Below are 16,111 nucleotides of genomic sequence, written 5' to 3'. Positions count from 1 at the left end.
ACGATAAGTAGGCGAGCGCTGATTATGCGTCAATCACGCAAGAATGCTAAAGATCTTGTCTGATTTGGCAAAAATCAGTTTAGCTGGCAGGTCTGCCACTGGCGGTAGCTAATATGCTGGCCGAAACAAAATGGCGTTGTCCATCCAGAACCGTTGCACGAATATCGTCTTTGACCGCCACAGTGACATTGTTTGCCCCTGCGCGCTCGGCTTTTTCAGATGCAGCGCGTTCACAGGCGGTTTTCGCAGCAGATAGCGCATCTTCTTCTTCGGTGAACAGGTTTTCGGAAAGCTCGATTTCAGTTCCGGTGACAGCAAACTGCATATTATCGTTTTGGACAATTTCAGCGCTGACTTGAACCCTTACCTGACCGACAACAGCGCCGATAGCGTTCGCCACATCAGCATCGACCGGCACATGACATTGAAGTCCAACAATGTCTGCCGCTGCCGGATAATAGGCTGTTGCGCTCGCGCCGAGTCCGATAAGCGGCCTGTCAAGAAACAGAGCCATGCGGGCAATTCCCGGTGTCCGGTTAAGCGCGCGTTCAATCAGGGGAGATTTAACGATCGATGCACCATCAAGTCCGTCTTCGTAAAAGACACTTTCCAATATGTAGTTTGCAGATTGTTGAATTAGCCGGTTAATCACCATTTGGGAGAACGCTTCCGGCGTACCGCAAAGCGGATTGCCATTGCCATCGCGCTTACGTGTAAACAGTGCCGCTGCAAGTGTGGCCGCTTCACTATTCCAGTGCGTAAATGCACCGCAAACATGTTTGGCATCTGAGGGGGTAAATCCGGCAATCAGAACGAGACCTCTCGATACTAGCGCATCCAGTGTCGCAAGTTCAGCTGTGCCCTTTAAAAGCTTATCGAGTGGCTGCGGCACTTCGGTAATACGGGCAATTAGGGCGGCTTGTGACTTTGAAAGGCCAGCTGCCATGTTTTCCGGCATGCCGGTAACAAAAGCAAAGCGCCCGTCGAGGCGTGTCGGTATCAACTGATTAAGCTGGCGCTTGAGAACCGGCATAATAATGTCCGGATGGGCAATTGCTGTAAGGGAAATAGGCGATAACCTGCGCGGGCCCAATTGAATGGTGGCATGAAGAGCTGTTTCATCCAGTTTGACTTCACTATCGCCGCCAAGGCCGTGCGTTCGCATAGCGACGGCTTCAACCATTGTGCGATAACCGCCGACACTGGCACCGGCATCATCAATACGTGGCCGTCCTTCATCCAGAATGGCAATATCTGTTGTGGTGCCGCCAATATCCGCAATGATGGCCTCATCCATATCCGTCAGAAAGTGCGCCCCGACGATGGATGCGGCCGGCCCGGATAAAATCGTTTCGATTGGCCTTTGCAGTGCAAATTGAGCAGAGACCAAAGAGCCGTCGCCGCGGACCACCATCAACGGGGCTGTAATTCCTTGCGTGTCCAAAAAGCCTTTTGTCGCGTTGATTAACCGCGCGATCATATCAATTAGCCGAGCGTTCAGTAGCGTTGTCAGTGCGCGCTTTGGCCCGTTAAGCTTTGAGGATAATTCATGGCTGCATGTGACCGGCCGCTTTGTGCGCTTATGGATCAATTCCCTGACAGCAATCTCGTGGGCGGGATTGCGCACGGCAAAATATCCGGCAACAGCGAACGCAGAAACATGGTCGGCAAGCTCGTCGAGCGCGGTCTCCAATGCACTTAAATCAAGAGGTTTGGCGTTACCAAATGTGTCATGACCGCCGGGCAGGAAAATAACAGGATCATCGCGCAAGGCATTTTTTAAGCCGGCCCGCTCAATATCCTTCTCACCAAAACCAATCATGACGAGCGCTGTTCGCCCGCCCTGTCCTTCAACCAGTGCATTTGTAGCCAGCGTGGTGGATATCGATACAAGCGAAATATCACCTGCAGTAACACCGCTATTTTTTAGAACCTTGGCGGCAGCACCGGCGATCCCGACCGCAAGGTCGTGGCGTGTGGTGAGTGATTTTGCCTTTGCGGCGACACTGTTTTGCAGATTATCGAATATTACTGCATCGGTATATGTACCGCCCGTATCAAGACCTAAAGAGAATGACATGAAAATTCCGGCTCTGTGTGTGGTTTTGCTCTAAGTCACTTTGACGCAAATAGAAAGCGGATTAAGTGCGTAGGCTAACCTGCATCGGCAATCCGTTCTGCGGCTGGACAGTCAGTTTCTGAACCGGCCATGGTGACAGCGACGGGGTCGCATCAAAGCGGAATTCGTTGAGCAGCAATGCCAGTGCAATAACAGCTTCCTGTAGCGCGAAAGTTGCGCCAATACAGATACGGGGCCCTGCGCCAAAAGGAAGATATTGGTATTTATCAATTTTACTCCGGTTTTCCGGCCAGAAACGCGATGGAATGAATGCGTTGGGATTTTCCCAAAGCAAACGATTACGGTGAAGCGTCCAAGGCATCACAAGCGCTGTTGTACCCTTTTCAATCTCAACCTGATCACCGGACTTAAATGTGAAAATCTCCGGTTCAATGGCTTCGCGGTTAATGGAAGGCGCAGGCGGGTAAAGCCTCATCGCTTCTTCAAACACAGCGCGTGTTTTCGGCATAAGTTCCAGCCAGTCGACGGGGCTGGGGTTATCTTGGAGAACATTTTGGATTTCCTCTTCCACAAGCCGGCGCTCATGAGGAGCTTTGGCAAGCAAATAGAGCGTCCAACCAAGCGCGCGGGCGGTCGTTTCGTGTCCGGCACCGATAAATGTGATCAAATTATCTTCAATCTCATTCGCGCTTAAACCATCAGGTCTTTCCGCATTGAGAAGCAGCGTGAGAAAGTCGTTTTGTACATCATGCGGTGCGTTTTTAATTTTTTCACGCCGCGCATTCATCGTGTTGCGTACAACATTGCGGAACTTTTCCAACACTTTTCGTCCACGCATACGCCGGATACGCGGCAGCCATTCAGGAGCCTTTAGCAGGTCCAGCGGGTCAACCGCACCCATGGTCGACAAAAGCTCATCAACATCGGTTGCAAAATTAACGCCCTCAGTGACAACTTCATCCGAAAAGAGCGTTAAGGCTAATATTTCGAAAGTTAACGCCGTCATATCATGGCTAATGTCGTAAATGCCGGGATTGTTACGATACCGTTCCGAAAAGGTTTGTGTCCTTTCCCGCATCATATTGGCAAAGCCGTGTATATGGCGCGGTGTAAAAACCGGCGCCATAGCTTTTCGCGAACGTTTCCAGATTTCACCTTCTGCCGTCAGCAGCCCTTCGCGCAGTATGGGCTTGAGGATTAACTGCCGGATACGTGCCATCTGATAATTCTTGGCATTATCCACCAGTACATGGCGGATCAATTCGGGGTGATTGATAATGAGTGTTTTCTCGTTGAGAAACTTGGCCGTAATATGCGGTTCGCGGTAAGAAACCTCGCCCCAAAGCTCCAGCGGGTTGCGCATGACGGTTCGGATGACTTCCAGCCGGCTTGGCGGTTCGGTGCGCGGCGACGGATGCGGCGGAATAAACGGTACTGGTTTGGTATCCATAATGTATCCTTTGCACCTGATGTGGCGCTTATCCGCCGAATATCAAAGGTTCATCGCCTGTTTGCCACGGGGCATTTTTACGCATGATATAATCAAACCGCTCCGAGCTTAAAAAATGCTCGAGCCATTTTTGCAAATTGGGCCATGGCTGCGCATCAAACCATTCGCGGTCAACATTTGCGCATTGCCGCACAAAAGGGAATATGGCGTTGTCAGCAATCGTGGGTCTGTTGCCTAAAAGAAATTTTTGGCTTGTTAAGCGTTCTTCGTAACGCTTAAAGGTGCTGGCGCAAATCGCGCGCTGTTCATTCCGGTCAATCGTTTCGCTGGCGTATCTGTTCGGATATTTATAGCGGTCAAGTGCAGCTTTGAAGGGACCGTCATTGTGGGCAATGAGTTCGATTGCTTCTTCGGAGAGCCAGTTTTCAGGATCGCTCTGGCCAAGCGCCCAAAGCATAACGTCAAGGCTCTCATCCACGACAGTGCCGTCCGTATCGACGAGCACCGGTACCGTTGCCTTTGGTGAGGCTTCGACCATCTCGGAAGGCTTGTCCTTAAGTAAAACTTCCCGCAGCTCAACATTCAGGCCGGAAGAAATAATGCCCATGCGTGCGCGCATTGCATAGGGGCAACGTCTAAAAGAATATAAAATGGGTAGCGGTGCGCTCATTACTGACTTATCTCCTCATACATTGAGATATATGAGGGTAGAGATGAAATACAATCCGCTGGGACGCACTGACATTAAAGTGAGTGAAATTTGCCTTGGTACGATGACCTGGGGTGAACAGAATACTGAAAGCGAAGGTCATGAACAAATGGACTACGCTGTCGGTGAAGGCGTCAACTTCTTTGACACCGCAGAATTATATCCGGTCGTTCCAATTCGTGCGCAGACGCATGGCGATACAGAGCGTGTCATTGGCAACTGGTTTCAAAAACGCGGTAAACGCGACGATATCATTCTGGCAAGCAAGGTCGGCGGTCCGGGCCAAGACCATTTGATCAATGGTGCGGGGTTTTCCCGTGAAGGCATCAAGAAAGCATGCGAAGAAAGCCTCAAGCGTTTGAAGACAGATTACATCGATCTTTATCAAGTGCATTGGCCAAACCGTGGCTCGTATCATTTCCGTCAAACCTGGACCTTTGCGCCTGAGACTGAAGACAGTCAGAAATGTAAAGATGATATTGCGATGATCCTGGGCGCTTTGGGTGAGCTTGTTGACGAAGGCAAGGTCAGACATGTCGGGCTTTCAAATGAATCCACATGGGGAACAGCCCAATATCTTCGTCTTGCTGAAGAGCAAAATCTGCCGCGTGTTGTAACCATACAAAACGAATACAATCTGATGAACCGTATCTATGATCTGGATTTGGCAGAACTGTCCATCCATGAAGATGTGGGATGTATGTGCTTTTCCCCGCTTGCGGCCAGTATGCTGTCTGGCAAATACCAAAATGGTGCGCTGCCGGAAGGGTCACGTCGAACAATCCAAGAAGATCTCAGTGGCCGTTACACTGAGCGTTCAATGCCTGCATTGGAGGCCTATCTTGATGTCGCAAAACGCCATGGGCTAGTTCCGGCGCAAATGGCTATTGCATTTTGTATCAGCCGTCCTTTCATGACATCGACAATCATTGGCGCAACCAGCGTGGAGCAGTTGAAATGCGATATTGCTGCGAAAGATGTTAAACTGTCGGAGGCTGTGATGAAGGATATTTTTGATACATATCAAAAATGGCCGGTGCCGATGTAACGCGCCTTTGGTTAGGCGAGAGCTTGCTCATCAGCCGGATTAATTTCCGGCGATGGGCCGTCATAGCCAAGCCTGAGTGCAACCTCACTGCTGGGGATTTTATTGCCGTCTTTAAGGAAAATCGTCTTCACGATGCCGCGCGCATAAAGAACGTCATCAACGACAAACTCCTGCTCCAGATATATCCATTTTTCGTCCCAGCCATGGACACGCGTCTTTAGCTGGTATTTTTGAAATGGTGAAAGCGAGCGTTTGTACGACAGCTTGGACGAGCCGACGACCGGATACCATTTTTGTTCGCGCAAATGCTTGAGCATGCCGCTGCGAATAATGAAATCAACACGGCCAAGATCCATGATTGTGAGGTAGCGGCCATTGTTCATATGAATGTTGGTATCAAGATCATTGGGTAGGACGCGCAGCGTTATGACGCTTTCGTCCAACATGCCGAGTTTTGAACGTCTAAAAGCGCCAATGACAACCCATAGAAGGCGGAAAATAAGATTCATAAAACGGCAACGCTCCATTGTTCTTAGTCGTTTGACTATAGGCATATATTGCCGTTTACGTAAACGGCAAAAAGAGCAGTTTATAAACCCGGATCAGATTTGGTGTTTGCGACCAAAAAGCCTATATATTTAAGGGATTAAGATGTGTGATTCGCAAATGCGCTCACACATTGTATGAAGGCGCGTGTGGGGCGCGGACCTGAAAAGAGATTTTACTATATGAACGATATTCCTGAAAACGCCGATCCAGTAACCGCCGCTGACTATGGTGCTGATTCTATTAAGGTTCTCAAAGGGCTGGATGCTGTGCGTAAACGCCCTGGCATGTATATTGGCGATACGGATGACGGCTCAGGTTTGCACCACATGGTGTATGAAGTTGTCGACAATGCCATTGATGAGGCGCTAGCCGGCCATGCGGATCTTGTAACAGTGACGCTAAATGCTGACGGATCGGTGACTGTAACGGACAATGGACGCGGTATTCCTGTTGATATCCACAGCGAAGAAGGAATTTCTGCTGCTGAGGTTATTATGACCCAGCTTCATGCTGGCGGTAAATTTGACCAGAACTCTTATAAGGTATCTGGCGGTTTGCATGGTGTGGGCGTTTCAGTGGTGAATGCCCTGTCGATCATGCTGAAACTGCGGATTGGCCGCAAAGGCAAGTTCCATGAGATGACCTTCACACATGGCGTTGCAGATGCGCCGCTTGAGGTTGTCGGAGATGCAGGTGACTACACCGGTACCGAAGTCACTTTCACGCCTAGTCAGGAAACCTTCTCCAATGTCGAGTTTAATTTTGACACTCTGGAGCATCGCTTGCGCGAATTGGCTTTCTTAAATTCGGGTGTCCGTATCCTCCTGTCAGACAAACGGCATGCCGATGTCAAAGAAGTCGAGCTTGTCTATGAAGGCGGTCTAAAAGAGTTTGTGCGCTATATTGACCGCACCCGCAAAGCGCTCATCGATGAGCCCGTATATATTATTGGTGAAAAGGACGGAATTACTGCAGAGGTCGCCCTGTGGTGGAATGATTCCTATGCTGAAAATGTGTTCTGTTTCACCAACAATATCCCGCAGCGTGACGGCGGTACCCACATGGCAGGTTTTCGCGGTGCTTTGACACGTCAGGTTACCGGTTATGCCGACCGTTCGGGTATTTTGAAGAAAGAGAAGGTCAACCTGACCGGTGATGATTGCCGCGAAGGTTTGACCTGTGTGTTGTCGGTAAAGGTCCCCGACCCTAAATTTTCGTCCCAGACAAAAGACAAACTGGTTTCTTCTGAGGTGCGGCCGGTTGTGGAAAGTCTTGTCAACGAGACATTATCGGAATGGCTCGAAGAACACCCTAACGAAGCCAAGGTGTTGGTCTCAAAAGTTGTCGAAGCTGCTGCCGCACGCGAGGCTGCGCGAAAGGCACGTGAATTGACACGTCGCAAAGGCGCACTCGATATCACTTCGTTGCCGGGCAAACTTGCAGACTGTCAGGAAAAAGACCCGGCTTTGTCTGAAATCTTCATCGTTGAGGGTGATTCTGCCGGTGGATCAGCCAAATCCGGACGCAGCCGTAAAAATCAGGCGATCCTGCCGCTACGGGGTAAAATTCTAAATGTCGAGCGCGCGCGTTTTGACCGCATGCTCGGCTCCGATCAGGTTGGCACGCTCATTACTGCGCTGGGCACCGGCATCGGCAAGGATGAATTTAGCGCTGATAAGTTACGCTACCACAAAATTATCATCATGACGGATGCGGATGTTGATGGTGCTCACATCAGAACGCTTTTGCTGACTTTCTTCTTCCGTCAGATGCCGGAGTTGATTGAACGCGGTCACTTATATATTGCGCAGCCGCCATTGTATAAGGTCACGCGGGGTAAATCGTCTCAATATTTGCATGATGAAAGAGCGCTGGAAGAATATCTCATAGATGCCGGCCTTGAAGAAGCAACGCTTGAAATGGCAAATGGCGAGGTGCGCTCTGGCAATGATATCAAGCCGGTGATTGATGTTGCGCTTCAAATGCGCAGTCTTCTTGCAGGGTTGCACTCACGATATGATCATGCCGTTGTCGAGCAGGCTGTTATCGGCGGTGCAATGGATGCTTCCAAACTGGAAGATATGCGGGCAACAGAAGAGGTTGCTGCTAAAACCGCCGAACGCCTTGATATGATTTCAGAAGAAACAGAACGCGGCTGGACCGGACGTTTAAACACGTCCAACGAAGGTGTAGGCGGATATATTTTCGAACGCACCGTACGCGGTGTAAAAGAGGTGCAAACACTTGACGCCAGCCTGATACAATCATCTGATGCGCGCGCACTCAACAAGCTTGCACCACAATTGAAAGAGGTCTTTGACCAAGTGCCGACACTGCGCCGCAAGGATCGCGGTGACAGGCTGACAGGCCCGACAATGTTCATTGACATGCTGTTTGCAACCGGCCGCAAGGGTTTGACGTTGCAACGCTATAAGGGGCTTGGCGAAATGAATGCAGAGCAGCTTTGGGAGACCACGCTGGATCCTGAAGAGCGTTCATTGCTTCAGGTTCGTGTGAACAACGCAATTGATGCAGATGATCTGTTCAGCCGTCTTATGGGCGACGAAGTTGAGCCGCGCCGTTTGTTTATTCAGGAAAATGCATTGAGCGTCGCCAATCTGGACGCATAGTCATTGCCAGAAGCGGCTAGCTTACGACAGGAAAATTCCGTTGCGAACGATAATAACCTGCCCGATTCGCGGGCAGGCTACGTGTTCGTTGTGTTTTAGGATGTAGCTTTCTTCTCGTTGCCAACTATATGAAATCGGTAGCAAAAAATGCCATAAAGGCTTTGTTAACCATAAATGATGCTGAATAAGGGGTAGCTTTTTATTCAGGACAACATCATGCAGCTGGCTAAACAAGTAGAAATAAATGAGGATCAAAGTCCTTTACCGGACAAGGTAATTGGCGAGCTCCACAACTCCAATCCGACAGAGGCGGCATTGATTGCTTCAACTCTACCTGAGGCGCAACGGGCGCAACTTGCGGCTTTTTGTTATAAGCGGAAACATTTAAGCCATTTGGCGATTATGATTGCTGCAAGCTGCCAGCGTCAGCAATTGATAAGCGCAATGGGCCCGGCTGGAGAGGCATTGTTCAATCAATCTCGGGATCCGGAAAGGGCAATTCGTGAACTGCGCGAAGCCGCAGGGGAAACAGCGCGCAAAGCAATAAGTCTTGCGACATTTGGCAATAAAGCCAAAAATTTCGCTGATGACAGTTCAGACAAGTCGCAAAACACGGTCGTTTCCCTGCGCCGTTAAATATTCCGAACTATAGATGTCTGCTTAATTGCTATGCACTTCTCGGTGCCTGTAGCCTATCTGATAGGGCAGATTTGCGGATACTACTCGTTAACGTGACGACTTTTATTAAGGCGCAAAAGGATATGTTTGGCCAATTATGCCGTTTCATGGTCGGTGCTCCCAGTAATCGGCTATTGGTTAAGTGCTTTTTGTGACTTGGTTGCATATGACCAAAAGCATAGTCTAGTTAGACGAATGACAAAGTCAGTTTCCATGTATACGAATCCCTAAATGCCCACACAATCCGCATTCAGCATCCCAATATTTCGCGCAATCTGGCTTGCCAGTATGAGCTCGAACTTTGGTGGGCTGGTGCAGGCTGTTGGCGCATCATGGCTGATGACGACATTAACTGAATCGCCTCAGTTCGTAGCGCTTGTGCAAGCTTCGACTGCGCTGCCAATAATGTTTTTCTCACTGTTTGCTGGTGCAATCGCCGATAATTTAGACCGCCGTCTGGTTATGATAACCGCGCAATTCTTTATGCTGGTTATTTCTGCGTTATTGGCGGCATTTGCCTGGTTCGAACTTCTCAACCCATGGCTACTCATTAGCTTTACCTTTTTGATTGGCTGCGGGACAGCGCTGAACAATCCTGCATGGCAGGCCTCTGTCGGTGATATGGTGCCGCGTAATTTATTGCCCGATGCCGTGGCGCTAAACTCCATGGGTTTTAATATTGCGCGCAGTGTAGGGCCGGCTCTTGGCGGTTTGATTGTTGCTGCCGGTGGCGCGGCAGCTGCATTTGCAACAAACGCGGTGAGCTATTGCGCTTTGCTGGGCGTATTGCTGCGTTGGAGACCGGATAATAAACCATCCGAACTGCCAAAAGAACGCATACTGATAGCGATGTCAGCGGGTATCCGCTACGTTGCAATGTCGCCTGAAATACGTGTTGTCATGGCACGCAGTTGTCTCTTCGGAATGGCGGCGGCAGCACTGCCTGCCTTGTTGCCTGTGGTGGCCCGTGTTCTTATTGGCGGCGGCCCGCTTGTTTTTGGTATACTTTTCGGATCGTTCGGTGTTGGAGCTGTCGTCGGCGCGCTCTCAAGCCGGTGGTTGCGTGCACATATTTCAACTGAATGGATCGTACGGTTGGGCTCGACATGTGTTCTGATCGGCGCGGCGGTCACAGGCACGAGCAATTTAATGGCGGTGACAATTCCGGCTCTTATGGTCGCCGGTGCAGGTTGGGTTTTATCACTGTCTACATTCAATGTTGCCGTGCAAATGAACTCGCCGCGATGGGTCGTTGCCCGCGCGCTCTCCCTCTACCAGATGTCGACATTTGGCGGCATGGCTTTTGGCAGTTGGTTTTTCGGTTATGTGGCATCGCATCAAAGCATTACCATAGCGCTTCTTTCAGCCGCTGCATTGATGGCGTTAAGTATATTGCTGGGTATCGTGCTGCCGGTGCTTCAGGTTGAGGATATTGATTTGGCGCCATTGAACAGATGGAGTGAGCCTGCAACTGCTGTTGATGTCGAAATGCGAACTGGTCCGGTTGTTATTACAGTGGAGCACAGGATCGCGGAAGAAAACATAAATGCCTTCTTGCATGTGATGAGTGAGCGTCGGCGCATTTGTCGGCGTGATGGCTTCCTGCGATGGACATTGTTGCGTGATTTAGGCGATGCAGAATTGTGGATTGAGCGGTTTCATGTGCCGACATGGCTCGACTATCTTCGTGATTCACAGCGACGCACAAAGGCGGATGCTGAAAATTTTGAAGAAGTACGTCGTCTGCATATTGATGGTAAGCCCGCAGTGGTACACCGCATGATTGAACGCCAGCCAGGATTGCCGCCATCAAGCCGCCTGCCAAGTGCCCGTGAGCTGGCCGATCCGATGACCGATGCAACAAGAGCGTCATAACCTTTTCTGGTGAGTGACTGCCTCATAAAACCGGTGCCCTTCTAGGTTGCCGTGGGTCGTCGCTATCGCGTTTCCAATATTGCATTGTGGACTTTGATACTCATAGTGCACTCGATATGTAAATTATGAGGGTTATCGATGCTTACCGAGGCGGCAACTGATCAAGCTGGACACACACCGCAACGAAGCCGCGGATCGGCAAGGGTAACTGTTAACAGACAGCAATCGCGCACAAAGCTTGAAGATCTTTTTCAACAGGGATGCGCCCGTGTGCGGTTTCCGAAAATTTTTGATGAGCAGCGTCTTGAGGCGGTGATGATCAACACCGCTGGCGGAATAACCGGCGGTGATGAATTAAATTGGGCGTTTACCGCAAAGCGCGATAGCAGCCTTACCGTCACCTCACAGGCATGCGAGCGCTTATACCGGTCATCTGGTGGTGTGGCGCAAATCGATGTTCATCTAAATGTGGAGAGCGGTGCAAAGCTTTGTTGGGTGCCTCAAGAGACAATACTCTTCGATGGCTGTTCGGCCCACCGGAAAATTAAAGTGGATATTGAGGGCGATGGGCGTATTTTGCTCGTTGAGCCTGTCGTTTTCGGACGGGCAGCGATGGGAGAAGCGGTTAAATCCGGAAGCTTTAGGGATAATTGGCAAATAAGGCACAACGGACAATTGGTGCATGTTGAAGCCAATTGCTTTGAAGAAGACATCAAAAATCTTTTGCAGGAAAAAGCTGTGCTGGATGGAAATATAGCCATGGCAACGGTTCTGTTGCTTGCCCCTTCATCAGCAGCCGATCTGGAAGGTAAAATCAGCCGCGCCCAAAAAATTGTAGGCAGTCGAGGCGGGGCCTCTTTGTGGACGGTAGGTTCAACTGGCAAGCTTCTTGCAAGAGTTGTTGCTGGGAGCGGGTACGACCTTAGGAAAATACTGGTTCCTCTTATGGGACTGCTCAATGATGATGCAGCGCTGCCTAAATCATGGGCATTTTAGGAGAGGCATTTGTGCATTTAACACCGCGTGAAAAAGATAAGCTGCTTATTTCTATGGCAGCACAAGTGGCGCGTAAGCGCCTTGAGCGTGGCGTAAAGCTGAATCATCCAGAGGTGATTGCACTGATAACGGATTTCGTTGTTGAGGGCGCACGCGATGGGCGTAGTGTTGCTGATTTAATGAGCGCAGGCGCAAAAGTAATCACACGTGATCAATGCATGATGGGTGTGCCTGAGATGATCCATGACATTCAGGTTGAAGCGACATTTCCTGATGGCACGAAATTAGTAACCGTGCATGAACCTGTAAGGTAGGAGCGCGGTATGATTCCCGGTGAAATAATCACGCCTGACGGTGACATTATTTTTAATGAAGGCTTGGAAACAGTCTCGCTGAGAGTTGCCAATAAAGGCGACCGGCCCGTACAGGTTGGTAGCCATTATCATTTTTATGAAACCAATGCTGCACTGAGTTTTGACCGTGAAATAACGCGGGGTATGCGCCTTGATATTGCACCCGGAACGGCCGTGCGTTTTGAGCCCGGGCAGGAGCGTGATGTAACGCTTGTTCCGCTTGGGGGCAATAAAACGGTCTATGGCTTTAATCAAAAAGTGATGGGGAAACTCTGATGGCAGCCAGACTTTCCAGAGCCGCTTATGCGGACATGTTCGGTCCGACCACAGGGGATAAAGTGCGTTTGGCTGATACCGACCTGTTTATCGAGGTCGAACGCGATCTGACCTCATATGGTGAGGAGGTAAAATTCGGCGGCGGTAAAGTTATCCGTGATGGTATGGGACAAAGTCAGGTAACGCGCGCAGAAGGGGCCGTTGATACGGTTATCACCAACGCGCTGATTCTTGATCATACCGGCATCTACAAAGCTGATATCGGCTTGAAAGACGGACGAATTTTCGCCATCGGCAAGGCGGGCAATCCTGATACCCAGTCCGGTGTCGACATAATCATTGGTCCCGGCACGGAGATTATTGCCGGAGAAGGCAAGATCATCACTGCCGGCGGCTTTGACAGCCACATCCATTATATATGTCCGCAGCAAATTGAAGAAGCATTGATGTCGGGCATTACGACTATGATGGGCGGTGGCACTGGTCCAGCTCACGGGACACTGGCAACAACCTGCACACCCGGGCCATGGCATATAGGACGGATGATTCAGGCAGCCGATGCGTTTCCTATGAATCTCGGGTTTTCGGGCAAGGGTAATGCCTCTGTTCCCGCGCCTCTTGAGGAGATGATCATAAGCGGTGCGTGTGCTTTAAAACTGCATGAAGACTGGGGCACCACGCCCGGCGCTATTGATAATTGCCTTTCTGTCGCCGATGCGCACGACATTCAGGTGATGATCCACACGGATACGCTCAATGAAAGCGGGTTTGTGGAAAATACGGTTGCCGCCTTTAAAGGGCGCACTATTCACGCATTTCATACCGAAGGTGCCGGCGGCGGACATGCGCCGGATATTATTAAAATCTGCGGCGACATGAATGTCATTCCGTCATCGACCAATCCAACGCGGCCCTACACGGTCAATACGCTCGAAGAGCATCTGGATATGCTGATGGTCTGTCATCATCTGGACAGCAATATTCCGGAAGATGTTGCTTTCGCCGAAAGCCGGATACGTAAAGAAACGATCGCGGCCGAAGACATCTTGCACGATATGGGTGCGTTTTCGATTATTGCTTCCGACAGCCAGGCGATGGGCCGTGTTGGTGAGGTCGTTATCCGCACGTGGCAGACCGCCGACAAAATGAAGAAGCAGCGCGGAAGCCTGCCGGAGGAAACCGGAGATAATGATAATTTCCGCGCGCGTCGCTATGTTGCAAAATACACGATCAATCCGGCTATCGCGCAAGGCATGAGCAAGGAAATCGGTTCTATTGAAACCGGAAAGCGTGCTGACATTGTTATTTGGTCGCCCGCCTTTTTCGGCGTCAAACCCGATATGGTATTAATCGGTGGTTCGATTGCAGCCGCACCGATGGGAGACCCGAATGCTTCCATCCCGACACCGCAGCCGGTTCATTACCGGCCTATGTTTGGCGCTTATGGAAAAGCGCTGACGAATTCTTCGGTCGTCTTTGTATCCAAAGCGGCAAGTGAAACGGATCTGGCAGAGCGTCTTGGCGTTGAGAAGCAATTAATTGCAGTTGAAAATACACGTGGCGGCATCACCAAAAAGTCGATGGTTCTCAATGATGCCACGCCGCAGGTAAAGGTTAATCCGGAAACTTATGAGGTGCGCGCAGACGGTGAATTGCTGACATGTGAACCGGCCAGCGATCTGCCGATGACCCAAAGATATTTCCTGTTTTGACCATGTTAACCTGCAATCAGATCACAAATAACGCTGAGACTGTAAGCGACACAATCACACTGGATGAAACGGGTCGTCACCGGCGGCGCATGAAGATGGTGTCCGATAATGGTATCGCCTTTTTGCTGGATTTACCGCACGCAAGATTGCTTCGCCATGGGGAAGGCTTGTTGCTGGAAGACGGGCGCGTGATCGAAGTGCGTGTCGCACCTGAAAATCTGTATGAGGTGACTGCAAAAGACGGCCGGCATTTACTGGCTCTCGCCTATCAGATTGGTAACCGGCATCTGCCATGTCAAATAAGTGATGACCGTTTGCTCATTCGTCGCGACCATGTCATCCGTGAAATGCTTGAAGGGCTGGGCGCGCAGGTGAACGAAATAAGCGCGCCCTTTAATCCGGAAGGCGGCGCCTACGAGCATAGCCATCGCGTTTCCCATCATCACGCGCATGACCATTGACCACTCGCAAAATCCTCAAGCTTTGTTGCGCTTGATGACATGGCTGTCACCTGCGTTCCCGATTGGCGGATTCAGCTATAGCCACGGCCTTGAAGCGGCTATCGCGAATGGGACGGTTATAAATCGTGTGGGCTTACACGACTGGATAAAAACGCTGATCTCAGTTGGATCGGTATGGAACGATTGTGTTCTTCTCGGTCAAGCCCATAGCGCTATCATGCCTGAAAACCGCGCTTATTGTCTGGCGATGGCCGAAGCGCTTGCCGGTTCAAAAGAACGGCATCTTGAAACAATGAAACAGGGCGCGGCTTTCCTGTCTGCTGCGCGTGAATGGCTATCAGAAGACTTGCCGCAAGTGGCGGCGCTTCCGGTTGCGGTCGGTTTTGCAGCGCAGCTTAATGGCATTTCAAAACACGAAACCCTTGTCGCGTATCTTCAGGCTTTTGCAACAAATCAGTTGCAGGCCGCTCTGCGGCTTATGCCGCTTGGGCAGACAAACAGTCTTTGGGTGCAAAAAACATTGGAAGAGGCGATCCTCAATGTCGCGGCTAAGGCTCTGAATTCTTCATTCGATGATTTTGGAAGCAGCACGGTGTTCGCGGAAATCGCAGCAATGCAACATGAAACATTAAGGTCAAGGATATTTAGATCATGAGCAGAAACGGTCCTTTGCGCGTTGGTATTGGCGGTCCTGTCGGCGTGGGAAAGACGACACTGACAGCGCGGCTTTGCGAAGCCATGCGCGGCGATTATTCTTTGGCTGTCGTTACCAACGACATTTACACAAGCGAGGACGCTGAAGCGCTGGTAAGACTGCAAGCCTTGCCCTCTGATCGGGTAGTCGGTGTTGAAACCGGAGGGTGTCCACATACCGCAATTCGCGAAGACGCTTCGATCAATCTTGAGGCCATTGCCACGCTCAACAAACGGCACCCTGATCTCGACATAGTCTTCATTGAGTCGGGCGGCGATAATCTTGCCGCGACGTTTTCGCCGGATTTGGCTGACATAACATTATATGTAATTTCGGTATGCCAAGGCGGCGATATTCCGCGCAAAAGCGGCCCCGCCATAACACGTTCCGACCTGCTGATCATCAATAAGGCAGACCTTGCGCCGCATGTCGATGTAGATATTGAGCAGATGAAAGCTGATACGCAGACTGTGCGCAAAGGTGGGGCGCATCTTTTTACAAATTTGCGCAAGGGGGACGGGGTCGAGGAAGTTGTTGCGTTTTTGAAAGATGTTGGCGGATTATAATTATTGAGGGCGTGTCTATTTTTTAATCAGGGCG

15 protein-coding genes are annotated in these 16,111 nt (G+C 50.5%); 11 read left to right on the top strand and 4 right to left on the bottom strand.

The window, feature by feature from the left end; genetic code table 11:
- Window positions 1–79 precede the first annotated feature (79 nt).
- The 3 genes from SU32_RS04230 to SU32_RS04220 all read right to left on the bottom strand — a co-directional run bounded on the left by SU32_RS04230 (window position 80) and on the right by SU32_RS04220 (window position 4,200).
- Window positions 80–2,080, bottom strand: coding sequence for a hydantoinase/oxoprolinase N-terminal domain-containing protein (locus tag SU32_RS04230; protein WP_053998102.1), 2,001 nt, complete (start codon window positions 2,078–2,080; stop codon window positions 80–82).
- 61 nt (window positions 2,081–2,141) lie between these two features.
- On the bottom strand, window positions 2,142–3,530 hold the full coding sequence (locus SU32_RS04225; protein ID WP_053998101.1) for a cytochrome P450: 1,389 nt from the start codon (window positions 3,528–3,530) through the stop codon (window positions 2,142–2,144).
- A gap of 28 nt (window positions 3,531–3,558) precedes the next feature.
- Complete coding sequence (locus SU32_RS04220; RefSeq protein WP_053998100.1) at window positions 3,559–4,200, bottom strand: glutathione S-transferase; 642 nt, start codon at window positions 4,198–4,200, stop codon at window positions 3,559–3,561.
- A gap of 43 nt (window positions 4,201–4,243) precedes the next feature.
- On the opposite strand from SU32_RS04220, the gene SU32_RS04215 reads away from it, so the two are divergent.
- Complete coding sequence (locus tag SU32_RS04215; RefSeq protein ID WP_053998099.1) at window positions 4,244–5,287, top strand: aldo/keto reductase; 1,044 nt, start codon at window positions 4,244–4,246, stop codon at window positions 5,285–5,287.
- Window positions 5,288–5,298: 11 nt separating this feature from the next.
- Here the strand turns inward: SU32_RS04215 and SU32_RS04210 are convergent, their stop codons facing one another.
- Window positions 5,299–5,796 carry an acyl-CoA thioesterase gene (locus SU32_RS04210; protein ID WP_160316289.1) on the bottom strand — a complete coding sequence of 166 codons (498 nt, stop codon included), beginning with the start codon at window positions 5,794–5,796 and terminating at the stop codon, window positions 5,299–5,301.
- 219 nt (window positions 5,797–6,015) lie between these two features.
- On the opposite strand from SU32_RS04210, the gene gyrB reads away from it, so the two are divergent.
- The 10 genes from gyrB (at window position 6,016) to ureG (ending at window position 16,077) form a co-directional block, all read left to right on the top strand.
- Complete coding sequence (gene gyrB, locus SU32_RS04205) at window positions 6,016–8,466, top strand: DNA topoisomerase (ATP-hydrolyzing) subunit B (RefSeq protein ID WP_053998121.1); 2,451 nt, start codon at window positions 6,016–6,018, stop codon at window positions 8,464–8,466.
- 216 nt (window positions 8,467–8,682) lie between these two features.
- On the top strand, window positions 8,683–9,102 hold the full coding sequence (locus SU32_RS04200) for a hypothetical protein (RefSeq protein ID WP_053998097.1): 420 nt from the start codon (window positions 8,683–8,685) through the stop codon (window positions 9,100–9,102).
- 273 nt (window positions 9,103–9,375) lie between these two features.
- Entirely contained in the window at window positions 9,376–11,019 is a 1,644-nt protein-coding gene (locus SU32_RS04195) for an MFS transporter (protein ID WP_053998096.1), read from the top strand.
- A 138-nt stretch (window positions 11,020–11,157) separates the two neighbouring features.
- A complete protein-coding gene (locus tag SU32_RS04190) occupies window positions 11,158–12,015 on the top strand; it encodes an urease accessory protein UreD (RefSeq protein ID WP_053998095.1) in 858 nt (285 codons plus the stop codon).
- Between the two features lie 11 nt (window positions 12,016–12,026).
- Window positions 12,027–12,329: an urease subunit gamma gene (locus SU32_RS04185; RefSeq protein ID WP_053998120.1), complete on the top strand. Its 303-nt coding sequence runs from the start codon at window positions 12,027–12,029 to the stop codon at window positions 12,327–12,329.
- 9 nt (window positions 12,330–12,338) lie between these two features.
- Complete coding sequence (locus SU32_RS04180) at window positions 12,339–12,644, top strand: urease subunit beta (protein ID WP_053998094.1); 306 nt, start codon at window positions 12,339–12,341, stop codon at window positions 12,642–12,644.
- Window positions 12,644–14,356: an urease subunit alpha gene (gene ureC, locus SU32_RS04175; protein ID WP_053998093.1), complete on the top strand. Its 1,713-nt coding sequence runs from the start codon at window positions 12,644–12,646 to the stop codon at window positions 14,354–14,356. The genes SU32_RS04180 and ureC overlap by 1 nt, the downstream gene beginning before the upstream one ends.
- Before the next feature lie 2 nt (window positions 14,357–14,358).
- Window positions 14,359–14,817 (top strand): urease accessory protein UreE, encoded by a 459-nt coding sequence (locus SU32_RS04170; RefSeq protein ID WP_053998092.1) that lies wholly within the window; start codon window positions 14,359–14,361, stop codon window positions 14,815–14,817.
- Window positions 14,807–15,472 (top strand): urease accessory protein UreF, encoded by a 666-nt coding sequence (locus SU32_RS04165; RefSeq protein WP_053998091.1) that lies wholly within the window; start codon window positions 14,807–14,809, stop codon window positions 15,470–15,472. The genes SU32_RS04170 and SU32_RS04165 overlap by 11 nt, the downstream gene beginning before the upstream one ends.
- Entirely contained in the window at window positions 15,466–16,077 is a 612-nt protein-coding gene (gene ureG / locus SU32_RS04160; protein WP_053998090.1) for an urease accessory protein UreG, read from the top strand. The genes SU32_RS04165 and ureG overlap by 7 nt, the downstream gene beginning before the upstream one ends.
- Window positions 16,078–16,111: the final 34 nt, after the last annotated feature.

The organism is Ahrensia marina (genome assembly GCF_001293565.1).
Lineage (GTDB): Bacteria > Pseudomonadota > Alphaproteobacteria > Rhizobiales > Rhizobiaceae > Ahrensia > Ahrensia marina.
This window is presented reverse-complemented; position numbering and strand designations above follow the sequence as displayed.